At 51.8% G+C, this 19,702-nt stretch carries 20 protein-coding genes; 3 read left to right on the top strand and 17 right to left on the bottom strand.

Going from position 1 to position 19,702, the window contains the following annotated elements:
- From NP596_RS06875 to NP596_RS06845, 7 genes are all read right to left on the bottom strand, one after another.
- Nucleotides 1-500 (bottom strand): DUF58 domain-containing protein (locus NP596_RS06875; protein WP_371927912.1); only part of this gene is annotated, 500 nt, incomplete at its 3' end.
- Between the two features lie 4 nt (nt 501-504).
- Nucleotides 505-1,131, bottom strand: a complete 627-nt coding sequence (locus NP596_RS06870; protein ID WP_256614554.1) for an MxaP protein — start codon at nt 1,129-1,131, stop codon at nt 505-507.
- A 680-nt stretch (nt 1,132-1,811) separates the two neighbouring features.
- Nucleotides 1,812-2,831 carry an AAA family ATPase gene (locus NP596_RS06865; RefSeq protein ID WP_256614553.1) on the bottom strand — a complete coding sequence of 340 codons (1,020 nt, stop codon included), beginning with the start codon at nt 2,829-2,831 and terminating at the stop codon, nt 1,812-1,814.
- A 194-nt stretch (nt 2,832-3,025) separates the two neighbouring features.
- Entirely contained in the window at nt 3,026-3,304 is a 279-nt protein-coding gene (locus NP596_RS06860; RefSeq protein ID WP_256614552.1) for a methanol dehydrogenase [cytochrome c] subunit, read from the bottom strand.
- Between the two features lie 137 nt (nt 3,305-3,441).
- Entirely contained in the window at nt 3,442-3,918 is a 477-nt protein-coding gene (gene moxG, locus NP596_RS06855) for a cytochrome c(L), periplasmic (protein WP_256614551.1), read from the bottom strand.
- 16 nt (nt 3,919-3,934) lie between these two features.
- A complete protein-coding gene (gene moxJ / locus NP596_RS06850; RefSeq protein WP_256614550.1) occupies nt 3,935-4,777 on the bottom strand; it encodes a methanol oxidation system protein MoxJ in 843 nt (280 codons plus the stop codon).
- 184 nt (nt 4,778-4,961) lie between these two features.
- Nucleotides 4,962-6,770, bottom strand: a complete 1,809-nt coding sequence (locus tag NP596_RS06845; RefSeq protein ID WP_256614549.1) for a methanol/ethanol family PQQ-dependent dehydrogenase — start codon at nt 6,768-6,770, stop codon at nt 4,962-4,964.
- 356 nt (nt 6,771-7,126) lie between these two features.
- Here NP596_RS06845 and NP596_RS06840 point away from each other — a divergent pair, with 356 nt between their 5' ends.
- A complete protein-coding gene (locus NP596_RS06840; RefSeq protein ID WP_256614548.1) occupies nt 7,127-7,777 on the top strand; it encodes a response regulator in 651 nt (216 codons plus the stop codon).
- A 107-nt stretch (nt 7,778-7,884) separates the two neighbouring features.
- Here the strand turns inward: NP596_RS06840 and NP596_RS06835 are convergent, their stop codons facing one another.
- The 3 genes from NP596_RS06835 to NP596_RS06825 form a co-directional block, all read right to left on the bottom strand.
- A complete protein-coding gene (locus tag NP596_RS06835) occupies nt 7,885-8,478 on the bottom strand; it encodes a hypothetical protein (RefSeq protein WP_256614547.1) in 594 nt (197 codons plus the stop codon).
- 43 nt (nt 8,479-8,521) lie between these two features.
- On the bottom strand, nt 8,522-9,049 hold the full coding sequence (locus NP596_RS06830) for an SRPBCC family protein (protein ID WP_256614546.1): 528 nt from the start codon (nt 9,047-9,049) through the stop codon (nt 8,522-8,524).
- Nucleotides 9,050-9,193: 144 nt separating this feature from the next.
- A complete protein-coding gene (locus NP596_RS06825) occupies nt 9,194-9,838 on the bottom strand; it encodes a response regulator transcription factor (protein ID WP_256614544.1) in 645 nt (214 codons plus the stop codon).
- Between the two features lie 204 nt (nt 9,839-10,042).
- Here NP596_RS06825 and NP596_RS06820 point away from each other — a divergent pair, with 204 nt between their 5' ends.
- On the top strand, nt 10,043-10,639 hold the full coding sequence (locus NP596_RS06820) for an acyl carrier protein (protein WP_256614543.1): 597 nt from the start codon (nt 10,043-10,045) through the stop codon (nt 10,637-10,639).
- A gap of 17 nt (nt 10,640-10,656) precedes the next feature.
- The gene (locus NP596_RS06815) at nt 10,657-10,950 is read left to right on the top strand and encodes a tyrosine-type recombinase/integrase (protein WP_256614540.1); all 294 of its coding nucleotides are present in this window, start codon (nt 10,657-10,659) and stop codon (nt 10,948-10,950) included.
- A 266-nt stretch (nt 10,951-11,216) separates the two neighbouring features.
- Here the strand turns inward: NP596_RS06815 and NP596_RS06810 are convergent, their stop codons facing one another.
- The 7 genes from NP596_RS06810 to NP596_RS06780 are packed head-to-tail and all read right to left on the bottom strand — an operon-like array spanning nt 11,217 to nt 19,638.
- Nucleotides 11,217-11,930, bottom strand: coding sequence for a hypothetical protein (locus NP596_RS06810; RefSeq protein WP_256614539.1), 714 nt, complete (start codon nt 11,928-11,930; stop codon nt 11,217-11,219).
- Nucleotides 11,920-12,714, bottom strand: coding sequence for a Panacea domain-containing protein (locus tag NP596_RS06805; protein WP_256614538.1), 795 nt, complete (start codon nt 12,712-12,714; stop codon nt 11,920-11,922). Before NP596_RS06805 ends, NP596_RS06810 begins: the two co-directional genes overlap by 11 nt.
- On the bottom strand, nt 12,707-13,711 hold the full coding sequence (locus NP596_RS06800; RefSeq protein ID WP_256614537.1) for a virulence RhuM family protein: 1,005 nt from the start codon (nt 13,709-13,711) through the stop codon (nt 12,707-12,709). Before NP596_RS06800 ends, NP596_RS06805 begins: the two co-directional genes overlap by 8 nt.
- 14 nt (nt 13,712-13,725) lie before the next feature.
- Nucleotides 13,726-16,386 carry a DEAD/DEAH box helicase gene (locus NP596_RS06795; protein WP_256614535.1) on the bottom strand — a complete coding sequence of 887 codons (2,661 nt, stop codon included), beginning with the start codon at nt 16,384-16,386 and terminating at the stop codon, nt 13,726-13,728.
- Complete coding sequence (locus NP596_RS06790; protein ID WP_256614534.1) at nt 16,386-17,933, bottom strand: site-specific DNA-methyltransferase; 1,548 nt, start codon at nt 17,931-17,933, stop codon at nt 16,386-16,388. Before NP596_RS06790 ends, NP596_RS06795 begins: the two co-directional genes overlap by 1 nt.
- Before the next feature lie 17 nt (nt 17,934-17,950).
- The gene (locus NP596_RS06785) at nt 17,951-18,619 is read right to left on the bottom strand and encodes a hypothetical protein (RefSeq protein WP_256614532.1); all 669 of its coding nucleotides are present in this window, start codon (nt 18,617-18,619) and stop codon (nt 17,951-17,953) included.
- Nucleotides 18,616-19,638, bottom strand: coding sequence for an ImmA/IrrE family metallo-endopeptidase (locus NP596_RS06780; RefSeq protein WP_256614531.1), 1,023 nt, complete (start codon nt 19,636-19,638; stop codon nt 18,616-18,618). The genes NP596_RS06785 and NP596_RS06780 overlap by 4 nt, the downstream gene beginning before the upstream one ends.
- Nucleotides 19,639-19,702 lie beyond the last annotated feature (64 nt).

The following is a 19,702-nucleotide window of genomic DNA, read 5'->3' as shown; positions in this document are numbered from 1 at the left end:
GGCAACAACGGCGCAATCCGCGCCAGACTGTCGGCGCCGGCTTGCGCCGTCAGCGCCGGCAAGCGGTTCAGCATTTCCCTGACCGGTTGCAGGGATGAGCCGGCCGGCAGCGTCCAACGTTGCTCCAGGCGCTGTCCGCAACCGATAAAACCGAAACTGTCGCCACACTGTAAGGCCGATTGGGCGGCGGACAGCACCAGCTCGGCGAGATTTTGGCGTTTGTCCTGCCGGCCGGCCAGAGTCATCGATGCCGACAAATCGGCAATTGCATACACGTTAAGCTTGCTGTGCTGCTGAAATACCCGCACCCGGTAGCCGCCGAACGGATCCAGCAGGCTGGCGCGCAAATCGATGCGGCGCGGATCGGGACTGGCCAGCAAGGGCTCGTGGCGCTTGAACAACTGGCCGCCGCCGGTCATTTCGCCGGGGTGGGCGCCGGGAAACACGCTGTAGCCGGGATGCGCCAGCCGGTAGTGAAAGGATTGAATGGCCTTGCTCATGGTGCTATTGGCTGACGATCAGATACAACATGATGCCGGCGGAGCTCAGATAAGCCGGCGCCAGATATTTGATCGGCGTTGCCATAATCAAGCCGACCACGCCGGAATAACTTTTGTCGTCGCGGTTATATATTGCTTCGCCGAGCAGCCATAAAAAGGAATTGACGAAGGCCAGCGCTAGTATCGGCAGCAGCCCGACATCGCTGAACAGGAAGGACTTATCCGCCAGCAGCGCCATTTTGTCGCTGGTATGCAGCCAATTGGCGATCAGGATGCCTATCATCAGCCCGCCTTCGTCGAAAGCCACCAGAAAAAAGGTGTAACTGAGGCGTCTGAACTGGTCGGTAACGATTTTGGCTTGCGGCACATGCAATGACAGATAAATCAGCGGCAAACTCAGACCGAACAACAACAGACCTATCACCGCCAGCAATATCCAGAAGTTGTAACCCACCGCGTCGTTGACGGCGTTGGTGTAATAGGCGGCGTAAGCCAGCTCGGCCTGGGCGTCCAGCGTCGTCGCCACGAAGGAGCCGACCAGGCCGACGCCGGCCCAGGTGAGGTAGGTTTCGGCGCAGTGGTTTAGGCCGGATTTGGGGATGATTTGTTTGGTTAGTTCTTTGATGTTCATAGGCTTTTATTATGTGTCGCTATCGCGACGGTTTTTTATGCCGGTTCGCGCACCGGCGGGCGCGATACTTTTCTTTGCTCCGCCAAAGAAAAGTATCCAAAAGAAAGGCGGCCCCGATGCCGCTTTGATCCTGCGCTCCGAAATGTTTAGCGGGGGTTGCTTGAAGGGGCTTCCCAGCCCCTGCAAGCAACGTGCGGCATCCTTGCCGCACCCCTTCGGGCGAATCCCGCCAAACATTCCGGTGCTCGGCGCGGCATAAGGGGAAGAAACCCCTTCTACTCCGACAGACCATTTCCACGCTGGTAACCAAGCTCCAGTTTGGGAACGAGAAAACAAGCTCAAAACATATCCCCTGTTCTTGCGCACAAACCGCCAGATCACCGGCCGAGGTTTTATCCCCTGATGCCGCGCCGCACCGGAGGGTTTGAACGGATCAGCCCGCTAGGGGCGATGCAGGGATGCATCGCGTTTTTCGCAGGGGCTGGGCCCCCCCTTCGGAAAACCCCGTTCAAAGCCTTCGGCGCGCAGGATTAACGCGGCATGGGGTGTCGTTTCTTTTGGCATTAAAAAACCGTCGCGATAGCGACACCAAACCGCAAGCCAACAATCCATAAAGCCTTCCCCCGGAAACGCCTACCGGCTTATTCCGGGCTACATACTCTAAAAATCCAACACCACCATCACGGCGCGGCAATCCCATTCAAAATCCCTTCTATCAACGCCGGCATCAATTCTTCCTTGCGGTAGCCATACATCGGATGTAGAAAAATTCTGTGCGCCATCGTCACCCGAAATACCGCCTGCATGTCTTCCGGCAGCAGCATGGCGCGGTTTTCCAGCCAAGCCCTGACCTTGGCGGCGCGGATAAAATAGCTCATGCCTCTGGGGCTGGCGCCAGCCTGTATCAATTGATCCATCTCGACATCGCTCAAACGAATGCCGTAAGCGCCGGGCCGGCTGCTGGCCTTCCATAAATCCAGCGCATAGCGGTGCAGGGTGGGGCTGGTTTGCACATGCTGTTGAATTTGCGCCGCCAGCCGGTTGAGTTGGTAATAGGCGATCAGGCCGCTGTCGATGCCGCCGATCAAGCTGTCGACATCGTGAAAGCGCGGGTTGAACATCAGTTCGTCCAGCACCGCGTCCTCGTTCGGGGTGTCGATGCTGATTTCCATCATGAAGCGGTCGCGGGCCGCGGCCGGCAGTTCGAAGGTTTCCTCGCGCTCGACCCGGTTGCGGTCGGCGAACACTTGCACATGCGGCATGGCGTAATCGCGGTTAAACGCATTGACGCTGCGCTCCGCCATGACTCTGAGCAATAGCGAATGCACTTGCGGGCGGGCGCGGTTGATTTCGTTGAAGAAGAAAATCGCCAATTCTTCGCCCTGCTTCAACAGCGGTCCCGGATCCACGCAGGGCCGACCATCGCTGTTTAAATAGGTGTAATAAATCAGGTCGGCCGGCATCAGGTCGATGGTACCTTCGATGCGCTGGTAGCGTCCGCCCAAACCTTGGGCCACGGCGCGCAGCAAGGTGGTTTTGCCGACCCCGACCTGGCCTTCCAGCAACACATGGCCGCGGGCGAAAACCGCCAGCAGCAGATCGCGCACGGCCTGTTGCTGGCCGATCACGGTTTGATTGATTTGCCGCTCGAAATGCAGGGCTTTGCCGCGCCAGTCGGTGAGTTCGGTTTCGCTTGTCATGGCTTCGGTTGCGCCGTGGTTATTATTCTGTTGTAAAAAAACTCCGGGGCAGGCCCGGAGCAAGAGTCTCAAACTTAGGTTTAGGGTTTGAAACCGCCGGTTATCCGTCACCGGCGGCATTCAACCATACGGATGCTGCGAACCCGTATGGCGTTACCGCCCTCCTTGGCGGCGCGTGGGGAGGCCGAAAAAGGTTATTCCTCGACGTCGTAAACGAACTTGCCGGTTTTAGCCAAGATCTCTGTGCGTTTGGCATTACGGGTTTCCATTTCCTTGATCGATTGCGCTTGCTTGTTCAGTTCGTTGGGATCGTGCTTGGGGTCGTATTTGCTGCCGGCCACTTTGTCCGGATAGCCGGGTTTGGGCTCCCAGCAGACGCCGGCTTCCTTGCATTTGGTGCCGTCGTAGGCGTTTGCGGTGCCGGACAGGCCCAATACCACTAATATCGCGCTTAAAAACAGTAATTTTTTCATGTTGATCTCCTGATAAATTGTTTCCTGGTTCCCACGCGCTGCGTGGGAATGCAGGGCTTGGCCGCGCCGCGGCAAATCTTCGTTCCCACGCAGCGCGTGGGAACGAGTCGAACCGGCAAAGGTCCAGGGTGCGGGATTTACTTCAACCAATCGGCCTTCTTCGGATCGCCTTTGTAGATGTGGCGGATGAAGGCCATGATGTGCAGCATGTCGTCGGTGCTGAAATTGACGTATTGCGGGCCCATCATGCCGTTGGCGCCGCCGAACAGCAGCTCGAACAAACCCTGGTCGGTGGCGTTGCGCGGATAAGTCCAGTAGTCGTCGGCCAGTCCGGGCCCCAGTTTGCCTTCGGCTTCGTGGCCGTGGCAGCCGGAACAGCCGGTCATGTACAGGCTTTCGCCTTTCTTGACGGCTGCTTCGTTACCGTTGTAGGGGTTTTTACCGGTTTGCATGAATTGCTTGAATTGCTCGGTATTGCCGCCTTTTTTGGCAAAGCTCAAATCCAGGGTTTCGCCGGTAAGGGCATGCCGCAAGGTGATGTCGGCCTGGACCGGCGCAACGGCTGCAACGGCCAGCGCGGCGACGGCGGCGCTTAAATAGTTGTTCAATCTCATTAAAATGTTTTCCTGTTTAGTTCATGGACAGGGCGGTCTCGGCTTCGTCCAGCAGCGGAATGCCTTCCGCTTCCAGCAATTCGTCGATTTCGTCCTGTTGTTTGCGGATGACGCGGTTCAACTGTTCCAACAAAGCGGTTTCGCCCTTGCGCACCCCGATGGCGGTGCTGTAATGGAAACCGACTTTCTGGCCGTCGGCGCGGTGGTTGTCGTCCGGTATCACAGTCATGGTTAAAGGTACGGCGGAGGCCTTGACATAGCGCGCCGCCGCCGGTCCCCACAGAATGGCGATTTCGGCCTTGCCCGACGCCACTTCGGTGACCAGTTTTTCTGTTTCGTACTTGATGTACTGGTTGCGCTTGGATTTAAAGCCCACCAGTTCCTGTTGGTAGTTGAACATGTCGTTGTAACGGCCGATGGCCCGCAACATGGTTTCCGCCGGGGTACCGGGAATAAAGGCGATGCGCTTGGCTTTTTGCAGCGCCGCGCTGTCCCAGTTTTGCAGATCCAGTTCGTCCTGTTCCCGGCTGATAAAGACATAGCCGGAACGGTAGTAAGGTACCGTGGTGTACAGTCTGGGATCGCCGTAATCGACGCCCATCACCACGTCGCACAAGCCTTTGTCGACATAATCGCGGATGAAATAGCGCGGATCGGTCCAGGTTACCGTTTCCAGCTTGCGGCCCAGTTGCTCGGCCAGGTATTGCGCCAGCTTGTTCTCAAAACCCTCGCCGTTTTTATTGGAGTAAGGCATCTCGTTTTCGGCGGTGCAGACTTTCAATGTCGGTTGTTCAGCTTGGGCCGTGGCAAACCCCAGGCCCAGCGCTAACGCAGTAAAAATGTGTATTTTTTTTTTCACGGATATATGTCCAGGTCGTCGGGTAGGCCGGAATAAGCCGAAGGTGTTTCCGGCTTTTTGCCGGCAACGCTATCGCTTATGCCGGCCTACGATTTGTTAGTTGCAGGGTACGCGCCGCAGACCGTTTTCGGTTTGACCCGATACGGACCCAACCCGGTTCGCGATGCGTGCCCTGCCGCCTTACCTACAGCGAGAACACCATCACGCCGCCGCCCATTTGGGTGTAGTGCGCCAATTCCTTGAACGCACCCACCGCACCCAGACCGGCAGTCGGATCGGCCAGGTCGAAGACCAAACCTACGCCAGGCCAGCCGCCGACACCGTAGTAAATCGCAACATACTGTTTGTTGTTGTGTTTATAGGTAATCGGGTGGCCGATGACGCCGGAAGGCAGTTTGAACTTCCACAACTCTTCGCCGGTTTTGGAGTGGCGGGCCTTGATGTAGCCGTCCAGGGTGCCGTAGAACACCAGGTCGCCGGCGGTAGCCATGGTGCCGCCCCAGACCGCGAATTTTTCCTGAACTTCCCATTCCATTTTGCCGGTCACGCCGTTCATCGCCTTGACTTGGCCCAAGGTGCCCTTAGGCCCGGGATACATGTTCAACGTCGCGCCAACGAAGAACTGACCTGCCCGATACGGCAGCATGAACGGTTCCCAGTCCATACAGATATGGTTGACGCCCATGAAGAACAGTTGCTTGTTCGGATCGTAGGATTCGATGCCCTGGTTGTGATAACCCATCGCCGACGGACAAATGCCGGTGGCTTGGTGGTCCATGTGGGTCGAATATTCCGGATCGCGCACCGGCAGGCCGGTTTTCAGATCGACTTTCTTGACCCAGTTGACGGTTTCGTCGATCTTGAAGGCGTTGATCAAGTCGCCGTTTTCGCGGTCCAGGGTATAGACCAAACCGTTACGGTCCGGGTGGGTCAGCAATTTACGCTTCTTGCCGTCCACCACTTGCTCGGACAAGCCCATGTAGTTGACGCCGGCATAGTCCCACTCGTCGTGCGGGGTTTTTTGATAGCCGAACTTGGCTTCGCCGCTGTTGATGTCGCGGCCCCAGATGGTCATGGTCCACTTATTGTCGCCGGGACGCATGGTTTCGTTCCAGGGCGCCGGGTTGCCGGAACCGTAGTACAGCATTTCCAGGTCGCTGTCGTAAGCGTACCAGCCCCAGTTGGTGCCGCCGCCGATCTTCCAGGCATCGCCTTCCCAGGTTTTCAGACCCAGACCGAACTGGCCGTAGTGCGGGTTGGCGCTGTTGAAGTCTTTCGACAATTTGATGTCTTCGTCTGGACCCGTGGCATAGACGCGCCAAGCTTGTTTACCGTCCTTGATGTTGTAGGCCGTGGCGTAACCGCGTACGCCCAGCTCGGCGCCGGAGGTGCCGACGATGACCTTATCCTTGGCGACGAAAGGCGCGACGGTCAGCGTCGAACCCATGGCGATGTCGGAGTTTTCCATTTTCCATAGCAGCTCGCCGGTCTTGGCGTTCAGCGCGACGACGTGGCCGTCCAACTGGTTCAGGAAGATGGTCGCCGGATAATCCTTGCCGGCCGGCGCATAGGCCAGACCGCGATTCACCACGTCGCAACAGGCCACCGCGCGGGCGGCCGGGTTTTGCTTGGGCTTGAACTGCCATAAAATCTTGTCCGGCTCGTCCAGGCTGATCGCGAACACATTGTTCGGATACGGGGTATGCACGTACATGACCCCGTCGACCACCAGCGGGCCGCCTTCGTGGCCGTTTAAAACGCCGGTCGAGAACGACCACGCCACTTTCAGGTTTTTGACGTTGTTGGCGTTGATGTCGATCATTTCGCTGAAATGGGTGGATGCATAATCCTTGGTCTGCATGACCCAGTTGGTGTTTTGCTTGGCGAGCTGCTCCAGCTCTTTGTTAGCCTGCGCCGGTTGCGCCACGCTCAGGATGCCGCCCGCCACTAATGCGGCGGTTTTCCCCACTACGCGCAAATCGAGTTGTTGCATGTTTCCTCCAGGATTTTTATTCTTTAAAAGAGGCGTGGCGCTGCCGGTTGAAATCAGTTTTTGCTAACCAGCGTTCTTGATCATAACCGCATCACGGGTAAGCAACCGGTCAGGCCACGCTGCCATAAATGGTATAGAAAGCGTATCCGGGCCCGTTACGGAAGAATCCCTCAAATCGCCGGGAAATTAGCAAGAAAAATCCCGGGGAACATTCCCGGTTGCGCCCGGCCCGCCGACAGTAAGAAACAGGAAAAGCTCCCATGGTTTAGGCGGGGAAAAATTGGCAAGATGGCGGGAGAAGAGCCGGACATTCGCCGGGTGTTTTTGCCGTTTATTTTGAATAAGGGAGCTATCGCGTGCCGGATAAAATCAATGTGTTACTGGTGGACGACCATGCCGTCGTCAGGGCCGGCTACAAGGCTTACCTGTCGCTGTCCGAGCATATAGGCCATATTTACGAAGCCGACCGCGGCGAAACCGCCTGCCAGCTTTATTCCCGGCAGTTGCCGGATGTGGTGGTGATGGATTTGTCGATGCCCGGCCTGGGCGGGCTGGAAAGTATTCGCCGCCTGCTCGGCCGGCACGGCAATTGTAAAATTCTGGTGTTCAGCATCCATAACGAATTGGTTTACGTCACTCGCGCCATCAAGGCCGGGGCCAAGGGTTACATCACCAAGAGCAATGCGCCGGAGACCCTGATTACCGCCGTCTGCACGATCGCCGAGGGCGGTACGTATGTCGACCCGGAGCTGGCCCAGCAGTTGGCGATCAACTCAGCCGTCGACCAGGACGAAACGGCTAAAATCAAAGCGCTGTCGCCGCGCGAATTCGATATTTTTTGCTTGCTGGCCACCGGCGTAACCACGCGGGAAGCGGCGGAAAACCTGTGTTTAAGCTATAAAACCGTCGGCAACCACAGCACCGCGATCAAGGAAAAGCTGGGCGTGAAAACCCTGTCCGAACTGGCCCTGTTGGCCAGCCGGCACGGCATTGTCAAAAATGCCTAAACTTGAGCATGCATGCGTAGGCCGGACCTCGACGCGCCTTATCCCAATGCAAACTTTTCCGGGAATCCGTTCCCGGCGGGTGTGTCGCGGAGTCGGCTGAACGGCCTTTAATTTTTACCGCTCGCCGCCCGTTTCGCCAAATATTTGCTAACGCCGGTGGCAGGCATGCTGTCGGTTTGTCTCGCCAGATATTTTTCCACGCCGGTTTTCTCGCTGGCTTGCTGCCTGGCAAGATATCTTTCCACGCCGGTAGAGGCGGACGCTGTTCCCAAGGTAGCGCCGGACACAACGTCCGCGCTATGTTGGCGCGAGGTTTTTTGTCGCATAAACCAAACGGCCGCCCCAGCCAAAACGGCCATCAGAAATAGAGCCAAGTTTGAATCCGATGGCGGCGGATTTTCGGCGACGGCAAGCTCCGCGCTATCGGCGGCCTTGGCTTCGCCGCCGACGGAGTTCTTTGGTGTAGGGCCGCTTGCCTCAAGCGTGGCCGCGGCGGTTGAGACAACTTCAGACATAGGGGCCGGTTGTTCGGTGGCGGTTTCGGGCACGGCCCTGGCGGGGGGCGTACTTGCCTCGGGTTCCGCATAGGAGATTTTGGGCTGGTATTCCGCCGGCTGATAGGCCTGTTCTTCGGCAAGCGCCGCAAAATGCGCTTGCAACAGGGTTATCAGGATAATTATTTTTGCTTGATGTGTTTTCATATCGCCTCCTCTAAATTCAAATAGTCAACGGCCCGAGACAGGGTCATTGTTCGGCTTTGCTTTTTAAGCCGTTCAGCGCATGGGTGAAGAATTGGTTCATGGCCTTGACCGCGGCTTCATCGTTTAACTCGGCGGGCGGCGTGTTGCCGGTGTCGCCGCGATAAAAGCGGCTTTTTAGAGTCACTACGCTGCTGTCAGGGGTATCGCCCGCGTTGACTTTCAGTTCGACCGTGTGCGAACTGGTCGGGAAAGCCTGGGGATTTTCGGTTTTTAGCCTGTAGCTGTATTCGTGTTCCTGCTCGTTGTAATAATCCAGCTCCTCCACCAGACTCTGGCCGTTTTGAAAGGTCAGGGTACGCTTGCCGCCCGATTGCAGCAGGCCGTCGCCGGTGCTTTGCTTCAAATCGGGCTGCCAATCGGCTATCGCGCCGAACTGTTTCGCAATTCCCCAGACTTTAGCCACGGGGGCGTTGATGGCGATGGCTTCCTTGGCTTTTTGCGGCGTGGGCCCATGGGCATGCGCAGACAGGCTCGAAAAAAACACCAGCAAAGATAGAATGAGATTTCGCATATCGTTTCCGCTTACAAAAAGCTGCATTATCGGCGGCTTGCTGCTTATGGCATCGGGATAAATCCACGACGTGCCGAAGGGATTTTTCACTTTTTGCGGCGTTGTTTCCCGGGCCGCCGTGGGCGTATCCCCGGCGCGCTCGGCTCAGCGTTGCAGCATGCCCAAATTGACGGCAATGTGGGCAAGTTCGGTGGTGGTGTCGACCTGGAGTTTCTTCTTGATCTGGGTGGCGTAATTGGCGACGGTTTTATGCCCAAGACATAGCTGGTCGGCGACTTTCTGCGCGGTCATGCCTTCCGCCAACAGCCTGAATACGTCGAACTCGCGCGGTGAAAATTCGGCCAGTATGGCCTGGTGGTCGTTAGAGGGTTGCGGATCCTGCTGGTTTTTCAGCAAGCCACGCTCAACAAAACATTCGCCGCGCATGATGGCGGCAATCGCTTCCGTTAAAAGCTCCGGCGCGCTATTTTTGGTGATATAACCCTTGGCGCCTGCATTCAATGCCCGGCTGACGTAGACTTGTTCGTGGTGTACGCTGAATACCAAAATCAAGGCTTCGCTATCGCGCTGCACGATGCGGCGTATGGTTTCCAGGCCGCCTATGCCGGGCATCGATAGATCCATGACCACGACATCCGGTCGGCATTCCTGATAGAGCTGAATGGCCTGTTCGCCCCGCGCAGCTTCGCCGACCACTTCGATTTTGTCGCCGCTAGACAACAGCAGGCGAAAACCAGCCCTTACCACGGCATGATCGTCCACTAATACGGCGGTTATTTTATTGTTCATGTGCAAGGAATCCCGGCGGCGCCGATTTCAGGTTGTAGCATGGGCTTAACGGTTTTATTGAGGCCGATTATCACCCGACGCGCCTTGGTTTGGCGAACGGTATTAACCAGCTCTCCGGCAATCGCCGAAATACCGGGATAGCGTCCAAATCAACCCCGTCCATTGGTATGGGCTGTTGGTTGAACCATGCAACCAAGGGAAAGCATGACATTTTCCCAACGGTTAATAAACAGGCAAAAATATCATGCCTGGCAACAATTAATTGGCCGTGGGGAAAATAAGGAACTTTTCCCGGTTTCGTCTCAAATGCGCGGCGCATTGCGTCGCGTTTTTAAGTCGATTTTGCCGGGCACGCCGGAAATAAAACCGTTTAAAAATCATGGCCGACAAGCCGGCCAAGTAACGCTGGATTTGTTGTTATTTGAATCGGGTCACATGAGGTATAACAATTCTGATAATTATCGCAAGGATTTTAAGAGGGAAATTAACCACACTATCCCCAACGTAATCAAACGAGGAGTATTAATAATGTGTGGCAAATTGGGTGTAAACGAAGTCGAAAGCATGCAAAACATGATGTCTATGGCGGTATATTTTGTGATTGCGGATACTTTCGATTTGGATGTTGATGAAGTATATCCGGATAGTGATCTGAAAATCGATTTAGGCATGACGTCACCCATTCAAAAACAGCTTGATGCGTCAATTATGGATATGTTTAACGATTTACATATCGATTTTAGCGAAGTTAAAACCGTTCAAGATGTTGTCGACCAAGTGGCTAAAGTACAAATCCACTAGATTAAGTTTGAGTCTTGGTGGCAAAAAACCGGGTAACACCGGTTTTTTTGTGTCCACGTTCCGTTCCCACGCATGTTTTCGATTACAGGAGAAAGCCGGAACACAAACCGCCTGTACCGTCTGGCCAACTCGCCCACGTTCTCCAGCATACCTTTGCCAGTCATTACGTGATGAGGGGTGGTAATCTGAAAAGCTTGCAACAATTGCTCGGTCATTCCTCCTTAACTGTAACCATGCGTTATGCTCACCTTTCCCCGAATTTTCATGATGAAGTTAGGCAGTTGAATCCGCTTTCCGGTCGTGAATTTTGATTACGTATGGAAAGAAAGTGGAAAGTTTACTTTTTCCGTTGATTGTTTAATTTTCTAAATAATTGAAAAATAAATTAAAAATGGTGCCGGCAATAGGAATCGAACCTACGACCTTCGCGTTACGAGTGCTTATTAGACGAATTGAAACAACGTGAAACTATAGTATATTCCTTAAATATCAATAGTTTCAAGTTGTTTTGTTTTGAGTGGGTATGATTAAGTTTGTTTAGGTTCGTTTGATTAGTGCGCCTAAATTTGCGCCTTGGCTACGATGTAAAAATTGACTCGATCATTTCCCTATAAGCCAGGATCATGCTTTCTTCGGGCACTCCGCCCCATACCAGCCAACGAAGTAGTTCATCCAGAATATCCATAGCATCCGAACTAAGTTTATAGTCGGATACTTTGTAGGCGTCGTGATGCGCGCCAAATGGTTGGAGATGATCAAGTCTAAGAATTGACTCGTCGGGGCCGTTGGTTAGGGGCAATTTATCCCAATGAAATTGTGAATACTCACAATGGCGAACCCTTTCTACAAATTCAGGGCTGTATCCCGAGCGTTTTACGTTTTTATCCACACCGTAAAACGGGGCGGCTAAAAATGTCGGGGCTGTAGCGTGATTTGGCTTGCCCTGAGTGAGCGTTTTATCAACAGATAGGCTTTCGACACTAAAAACTAAGCACGGTCGCTTCTTAGCTCGATAAGCCGCCCAAACTTCACTTTCATGTAGTGTCATCGCCGCAACTGGTAAGGCGGCTTTTTTTAATGGCTGACTAACCTTCAATGGAGAAACTAAAACAATCGCTGAATCATGTTCAGTAGCAGTTTTGCGTCCAATCGGCTCGAAGGTATAGGGAACCTGATCGACATGCGGAGCAAAAGAAAAAACAAGTGCTCCCCTGCATAATTTGTTGCTCTCGTTTTTTGTCCACCACGGACTTGGGGCAACAATTGACTGCAAACTATCTTCAGGGTACATCTTCACCTTTCCTTGTTGTCGATTTCCAAACATCGGTTGAAAACTCAACCGTAACCTCGCCGGGGTTAAGTTGTTCGCCGGACAGAGACTCCAACCAGGTAACACCGTCACGATAAACCTCGTCAAATCTGGGGTTTGGCACTGGATTAATTAGTCTTGGTGCGTCTGATTTACGTTGTTTATGTAGATCACGCAATGCAGCCATTTTCTGCTGCAACTGTTTTTGCTTCTTACTGGAAAGACTAGCCATCCGAAGCGTTGGGGCGCTTTCATGGCTCGTTGGGGAGTTGTCTAATTCAAGAGCAATATCTAAATATTCGTTAGGTGCAGCGGAAAGCATCGGCTTAGTTTTGTAAACAAAATCCAGCAAACTAGGAGTGTCTTTTCCATATTTGTGAACATAGCTCGTTAAATTGGTGGTGATTGTAGGGGGAAGCGTGCGCCGTTTTTCATCAAGTAGTCGGCTATCGTGCAAAGACCATCTTATCCATTCGTTTTTGTCCCCGTAATCGCTCGGAAACTCGTATTTGCTGGCATGAATGGCATTCAGCGCCGGCTCTATGCGGGCGTGAGCCGACGCAGACCAAGGGCCAAAATTGTAAAACTGCCAATCAATGCCGGTGAACGACTGCCCATTGTTACGTTTGGCATAACTCAGGTCAGCCAAATAAAGATACTTAATCAGATGCATAGGCCCCAGTTGCCGACTAAAGTTGTCATCCTCTTCGCCTGCTACCAGCAAAGAAAACTGAATGACTAAATCGACATGGTTTGTGTTAATCATTATTTTTCAGCATTTTCTTAACACTTTTATCAAAATCGCTCTCGAAATTGCGGTCTTGGATGACTCGGAATTTCTCGTATTCCTGATGCGCTAATTTTTCCGCGACTGCTCGGCTAACCTTACCGAGATTATTCAGGATTTCATAGTCGTTGAAAGCTAAAAATGCATCCAGTTTTTGAATCCAGTCGGCCATTTTCATTGGAATTTGCCGGGCCGCTTGGTTTTCCGCGTAATCCAGATACATGGTGACAATCCGTTCTAGCTCTTTGAGTTCCTTTTCCTGCAAATAGTTTTTCGCGACCGACACATCGGTTTTTAAAATTTTGCCGTTCGGGCCGTTTTTCCAAGTTTGCAAGCCCATGTTTGGATGATCGGCATTGGCGCGATTGTGGATCAACTCTGGCGCGGTTTGCCCGGTAATAGCCCATTCCAGCTTGTTTTGCACGGCTTTATAAAACCGCTGGGTTTGTTCGGCGTTTTCCAAATAGTCGCTGCTGCAATCGCGGTAAATGTCGGTAATCTTTTGATAAAAACGCCGCTCGCTGGCGCGGATTTCCCGGATTCGCTCCAGCAACTCATCGAAATAATCCTTGCCGAAACGTTTACCTTGCTTTAGTCGCTCATCATCCAGTACAAAGCCTTTGATGATGAATTCTTTCAGCGTAGCCGTGGCCCAGATACGAAATTGCGTGGCGCTATGGCTATTCACGCGATAGCCGACGGCGATAATGGCATCCAGGTTGTAGAAGTCAATTTCGCGGTTTACGTCGCGGCTGCCTTCGCGTTGAACTATTCGGAATTTCCGAATAGTTGCCGGCTCTAACAATTCGTTCGTTTTAAAGATGTTTTGCAAATGCTCGTTGATGGTTGGCACACTGACGGCGAACAACTCCGCCATCTTTTTTTGACTAAGCCAGAAGCTTTCATCTTCAAAGATGACTTCGACCTTCACCTTGCCGTGGGTGTCGGTGTAAAGCAGGATGTCATTAAATTCCATAGACATATTGATATTTACAACCCGATTACATCATCAAGCTGTTGAAAAACACCTTTCCCTTGGGCATCCTTCAACTCCGCCATCAAGAATAGACACTTGCCGCCGCTTTTTCGCGCCCACAACTCACCGACCGCCCGTTTTTCTCGGGAATCATCGTTGGTAGCGTATACCTTGCCTTTATATTCAACGACCAACATCCGGCCATCAAGCAGTTCCACGACAAAATCGGGATAAAACCAACCTTTAGCCAATGGGAAACGTAACGACGCGCCATCCCGATTGACTAAATTCCTGATCCAGTGCTTAACCTTCGGATGGCTGTCGATCAGCTTGGCGCATTCAAATTCTTCGCCGCTTTCTTTCAAATCCTCAATAACCGGATAGAAATGATTGGAAAACTGATAACGCCCCTCATACAACGGCGGGCGGGCTGGATAGTAGCCGGGCGAAAATTCGAAGACATGATCGAAGCGCGTTTCCAGACCGTCGTTATCCTCAAACAAGGCATATTGAAAACCCTTGTTGGCAGCTTGTTGCCGAAAAATTTCTATCTGCTCGCGCACCGCTCGCGCCAAGGCGTATTTACTGCGTACCAAACCGGTCAGCGGCAAACCTTGTGATTTAGTCAGATTTGCAATCAGTTTGACCAAAAAGCTACGCAACTGCGCAGGAATCAGGCCGATTTGCCTAACTTGCGGTTCCAACCAAAACAGAAGATCGTTTTCACTGAAAGCGTTTGGCACCCAATCCCAGTTATATGCCTGATTCTGATCTGCCAGACGGTATACCAGTTTTTTGCCGGCCATATCCACTTCAAAGGTATGCTCGGTTTGTACCAATTTAAAATGCGGCAGTTCCGCCGGAAAATCTAATAACGACCAATCGCCACGCCAGTGCAAAAAGGCTTCGTTATCCAATAACTGCCAGAAATTATCTTGTTTCCAACACAGTTGCGGCAAGGGCGCGAAAACCTCGCCGCGTTGCGACGGCGCACGGGCAACGGCCACACGTAAATTATGCTGTTCGATTTGGGCGCTTAGCTGTTGCTTTTGCGACCCGGTGACAGTTTTTAACAACTGCGCCTTGGTTTCCGCCGATACCTCGCCCTTGATTTCGATGGCATAGGTATTTTGCTTGGTTTCTGTTACCACCACGTTGGCGAACAAATCCGGCGATAACTCGGGCTTAGTATCCAGCTCGAGCCGCAACGCGGGTTCGGTACGGACAAATGACGCGTTCGCTCCATCAAAAATATCGTTTTGATTGGGATTGCCCTGCACTAAATTTTCGGCAACCTCCATTGCCTCAAATCCCATATCGATCAATTTGTCAGTCAATTGCTTGGCAACCACGGCAAAATCCGGCGACGCCAAATGTGCATAAGCCCGGTTTAATGCCTCACTATTGCGCCGTTTGGCATACGGCATCCGCAACACTCTGCCCAACAATTGTTCGGCATCCTTACTGGATTTAACATCCTTCACCGAACAAAATACATAGGCAAACGAGCAATCCCAACCTTCTTTCAAGGCTTCGATGGTTATGATGTAATTGATTGAGCAATCGCGGGCAAACAGATTTATGCCATCTAATCCGCGTTGATTGCCCGTGGCAATCGCAATTTCCCGTTCGTCGATCTTGAGCTGTTCGATCAAATGTGTTTTCAGCACTTCAACCGTCACCTCGCCATTTTTCGCTTCGGCCTGGTACAGCACAATAGGCCGTACATAATCGCTTTCATTTCCCGCTTCCGCAGCCAGCTTTTTACGAGTCAAATAGGCATCCCGCACCGCCGCTTGCCAGTCTTTATGCTCAGTCAACACAATCGGCAGCTTGATCATGTGTTCGGCTTTTAATTCAGAAGCCGAACAGCGATACAGCACGTTCGATGCCGATGTCGCACTAACATCCGGCGTGGCGCTAAATTCGACTATGCAAGCCGGATGCAAGCGTTTTAATGTATCAAAGGTGAGTTTAGTGCGGGCATTATGAGCCTCATCCATGATCACCAGCGGCTGATGCAAAGCCAGCAAGTTGGCAAACGACGCTTTGATTTTGCCAATGTCCTCAATGCGTAATCCGTTTTCCTGCACATCTTTTTCGCTGATTCGATCCAGCTTGTTTTCAGGATCAGTAGCACCAACAAAATGCGCTTCAAAATCCTCGTGATAGGCATACACCTTGCGCCCGCTGGTATCTTCCACCCGCAACGCGGCCAAAGTGCCGACAATCACCAGCGTTTTGCGGCCTATGTCCTGGCGGCGAATCTGCGTCACCTCACCAACATCAAACACCCGCAAACGATCCAGACCAAACTCGTTTTCCAGCGCTTGCCGATATGGATGCCCCACGGTTTTCAGCGCTTCCAAGGTTTGTTCGCGGATTGTGTTGGTGGGCACTAGCCACAACACCACCGGGTAGTCCTGTTCCAGATAGGCTTTCTGCACCACACTCACGGCATAAGACGCCAGTACGGTTTTACCGCCGCCGGTTGGCAAGCGCAGGCAGACATAAGGCAATTCGCCGAAGTCATAGTGGCGATAGGCAATTGGCGGCAAACCTTGATCAAGATAGCTTTGCTGAAATGCCTCGGCTACCGAACCGCTGCGGGCATCGGATAAGAAAGTCGACAAGGCAGACAAGGCGCGGGTTTGGTAATCCTTTAACGCAAACATTACACCGCCCTCACATCATAAGGAATCTGCTTAAAGACAATGTTTTCTACCTCCAGTCTAGCTTTTTGGAAGCGACTGGCTTCGCCGTAAATGATCTTGCGGCCATCATGGCTGGGCAAGGCATCCAGCACGGATTGTGTCAGTACATTACCGCTTTGTGGCCGACGGTCGCCCAAAATGCCGTTGTACAGCAGGTAATAAGCGGTATTGTCATGCACACCCAGCAACGGCGTATCGGCAGGCTTGGCCAGCGGCACACGGGTTTCACAAAACCAGATATGCGCAGCCAGTGCGGCAAAACGCACATTATGATGAATCGAGCCGTACTCGTCGAATATGGTTTCACCCAGCCGGAAATAATGAAAGCCACCGCCACCTTGCCAATTGACGGCTTGGGAAATGCCACCTTGCTCACCTTCGACGACTTTTTTCAGGCGCGGCTGGCAATGAGTTTGCGCATGCTCGCCCATTTCTATGCCGATGTAACGACGGCCCATTTTGTGGGCTACAGCGGCGGTTGTGCCGGAACCAAGGAAGCTGTCAAGGATTAGATCGTTGGAATTGGTTGCTACTTCAAAAATTCGTTCAATAAGACTTTCAGGTTTTGGTGTTGAAAACACGTCTTCCTGATTAAAAGCCATCACTTCTTTTTTCGATATTTGATTATCACCAACTTCTGAGCGTAACCAAATTGTTGTACAAACGATTCCGTCTTGTACTTCAGATAAAAAACGCTTTATGCGTGGAACGTTACTACCATTCTTTCCAAACCAAATACGGTTATCTTTATAAAGTTCCAAAAATCTTTCTTCAGTTGATCCCCAGCATCTGCCCTTGGTAGGCCATAACTTTCGCCCCGACGGCGTAGTAATTTCGAACAAGTTGTTGCTTTGGCCTGTTTTTGCAAATTGCGCCCCACGTTGTCCGCCAGTCAAGCTAATCGTGAAATCACCAGAAGTCCAAACACCTCGAGGGTCATTATCAGGATTAGAAAAGCGGGCATCAGCTGCTTCTGTGCGCTTTAAAAGTTTTGGGCACCAAGCGTCTTTATTTTTCGCGAAACAAATTATGTGATCATGACTATCCGAAAGCCAAACCGAGTTGGCTTGAGGGGAAGCCTTTTTCTGCCAAATAACATTTGCTACAAAATTCCCCCGCCCAAATACTTCATCCATCATCACTTTTAAATAATGCGCTTCGTTGTCGTCAATAGATACCCAGATGCTACCGTCTTCGGCTAACAATTCACGCAATAGCTCCAATCGTGGATACATCAGGCTCAACCATAGCGAATGCTCCAGATTGTCGTCGTAATGGGTAAACGCCGAGCGGGTGTTGTAAGGCGGATCGATATAAATGCACTTCACTTTGCCGGCATACAGCGGCAGCAAAGCTTTTAAAGCTTCCAGGTTGTCGCCCTGAATTAACAAGTTTTCGGCATTGGCATCGCCCGCACTCAGTTCTGGCACCGCTTCCAGCAAGCGATAAGGCACTTTCTGCACCGTGCGCACAGCATCCTGTTTGTTTAACCAGTCGAGTAAGGGCATGGGTTGGTTTTAGTCCGTTAAGGTTGATTGAGTGCTGGCGGCAAATGCGACTTGAAAGCTAATAGCGGAATCACTTCTTTTGAATATGAACAGAGGCATTCAACAAAATCCGCTTCACCGGTTTCGCTCTTTATGGCAAAACGTAGCATGCCGTCGGGCTTGGATGAAGTCAGCAGCGGTGAAGCGAGAATTTTAGATTTAACGATAGCAAAACCTAATTGATTCATCGCCAACAATAGCGCAGTTTCAAAAGTGACGACTGAATCTTGCAGTGCTGAAAATACGGTGGGAATAATCTCTTTGTTTTCCAGCACAGCTCGCAAAGCAGTCCTATCGCCTGTTATTACTATCGGATTTTCCAATTCAACGGCAGCGGCAAATAACAATTTTTCGCCGCCATTGTCACCGTGGATGTCTTCAATATTATCCAGCTTGTCCAATAATTCTTGATCTTGTGCAGCTGTCAGGACTTGTGCTTGTGCAAGAAATTGGGTTAAACGATCTAACGTTTCCTGATTGCCGCATTTACTGAGCGCTTTACCTGTTTTTTTTGGTAATAGTTGGAATTTAGCGGTTGGCGTAATAAAAAGCTGGCTCCAAGTTTGACCGAATATATCGGGCAGGACTTGCAGCAAATCACATTGCGCCAGCTTTAGAATGATGTCGTTGTCGGCTAGAACAATCAATCGGCGTTTTCCGACAAATGGGTTTGCAATAGCGCGTAGTCGTCTTCACTCAGTTCGTCAAGCTCCAAAGTGTTAAGTAAAGCTTCTCGCAAAATTTGTTGATCAGTTGGTGTGTCATTGGCAATCAGTTTTATTGCGGCAATGGCAACTGGCCAACGCTTTAGATTCAACGATTTTTCAGAGGTATGTGCGTAATTAAGAGCGATATGCGTTGGATCGATGTTGTGCTTTTCACCAAACATGACTGCCGATTTGGCAAGTTCATTCGCTCTAAGATTCCGCCCATTTGGCACACTTCGGCAGGTGGGATCACCGGTTATCAATTCCAACGCAAAACGGTTGGCTGCGCGTTCATCATCATCTTCGGCCTCGGAATCAATTTCCCGGTCAATGACCGAGCGCTCGGCAGTAACGTGACGCAACGTGATATGCCCTAATTCATGAGCTAGATCGAACAACAGGTAGCCGTGGGTGCGCTTGCCGGTTAACACAATAACCGGACGGCCATTATGTTGGAACGCCAAGCCCTCCATTTTTTTAACCTTTTTCGGTAAATGGCTTAGGTGAATTACCGGAATACCTAAATCTAAGCAATGTTGCAATAAATCCTGAAAGCTAATCCACGGTTTGTTTATTAACAATTGCTTGCGTAGTTCACCAGCATCAGGATAAAAATCAGGTAGTGGCCTTGCAGGAAAAGCTTTTAAAACAATCCGTGCCAGTGTTTGAGCCAAGGCACAAGCAATAGTTAAATCGTCGGTTTCGACATTGTCACGATGTTTGAAGCGCATGCCTTGTGGAAGGCGATAGTCAAGCTCTGCACTATCCGTCCATAAAGTTTCGGAGCGAATACCAAAACGCTGCCCCAAAATCAGGCTGGCTTGTTGCAGACCGGCAGGTGTATCGGCAATAGCGTCATCCCACCAATCAGGCAACAGAGATTCAATGTATTTTTTGTTGTAGCCGACTGTTTGTAACTTGCTGTACAGGCGCTTCATGTGCGAAGTTGCTGTCGTCATGATTCACCTCTTTTGTTTGGATTATTGAAATTTATTTCCCATGCGGCAAAGTTTTAAAGCCGAA

This window comes from Methylomonas rivi (assembly GCF_024505165.1).
GTDB lineage: Bacteria > Pseudomonadota > Gammaproteobacteria > Methylococcales > Methylomonadaceae > Methylomonas > Methylomonas rivi.
Note: the sequence above shows the minus strand (reverse complement) of the source record. Positions and strands in the feature narration are given on the sequence as shown.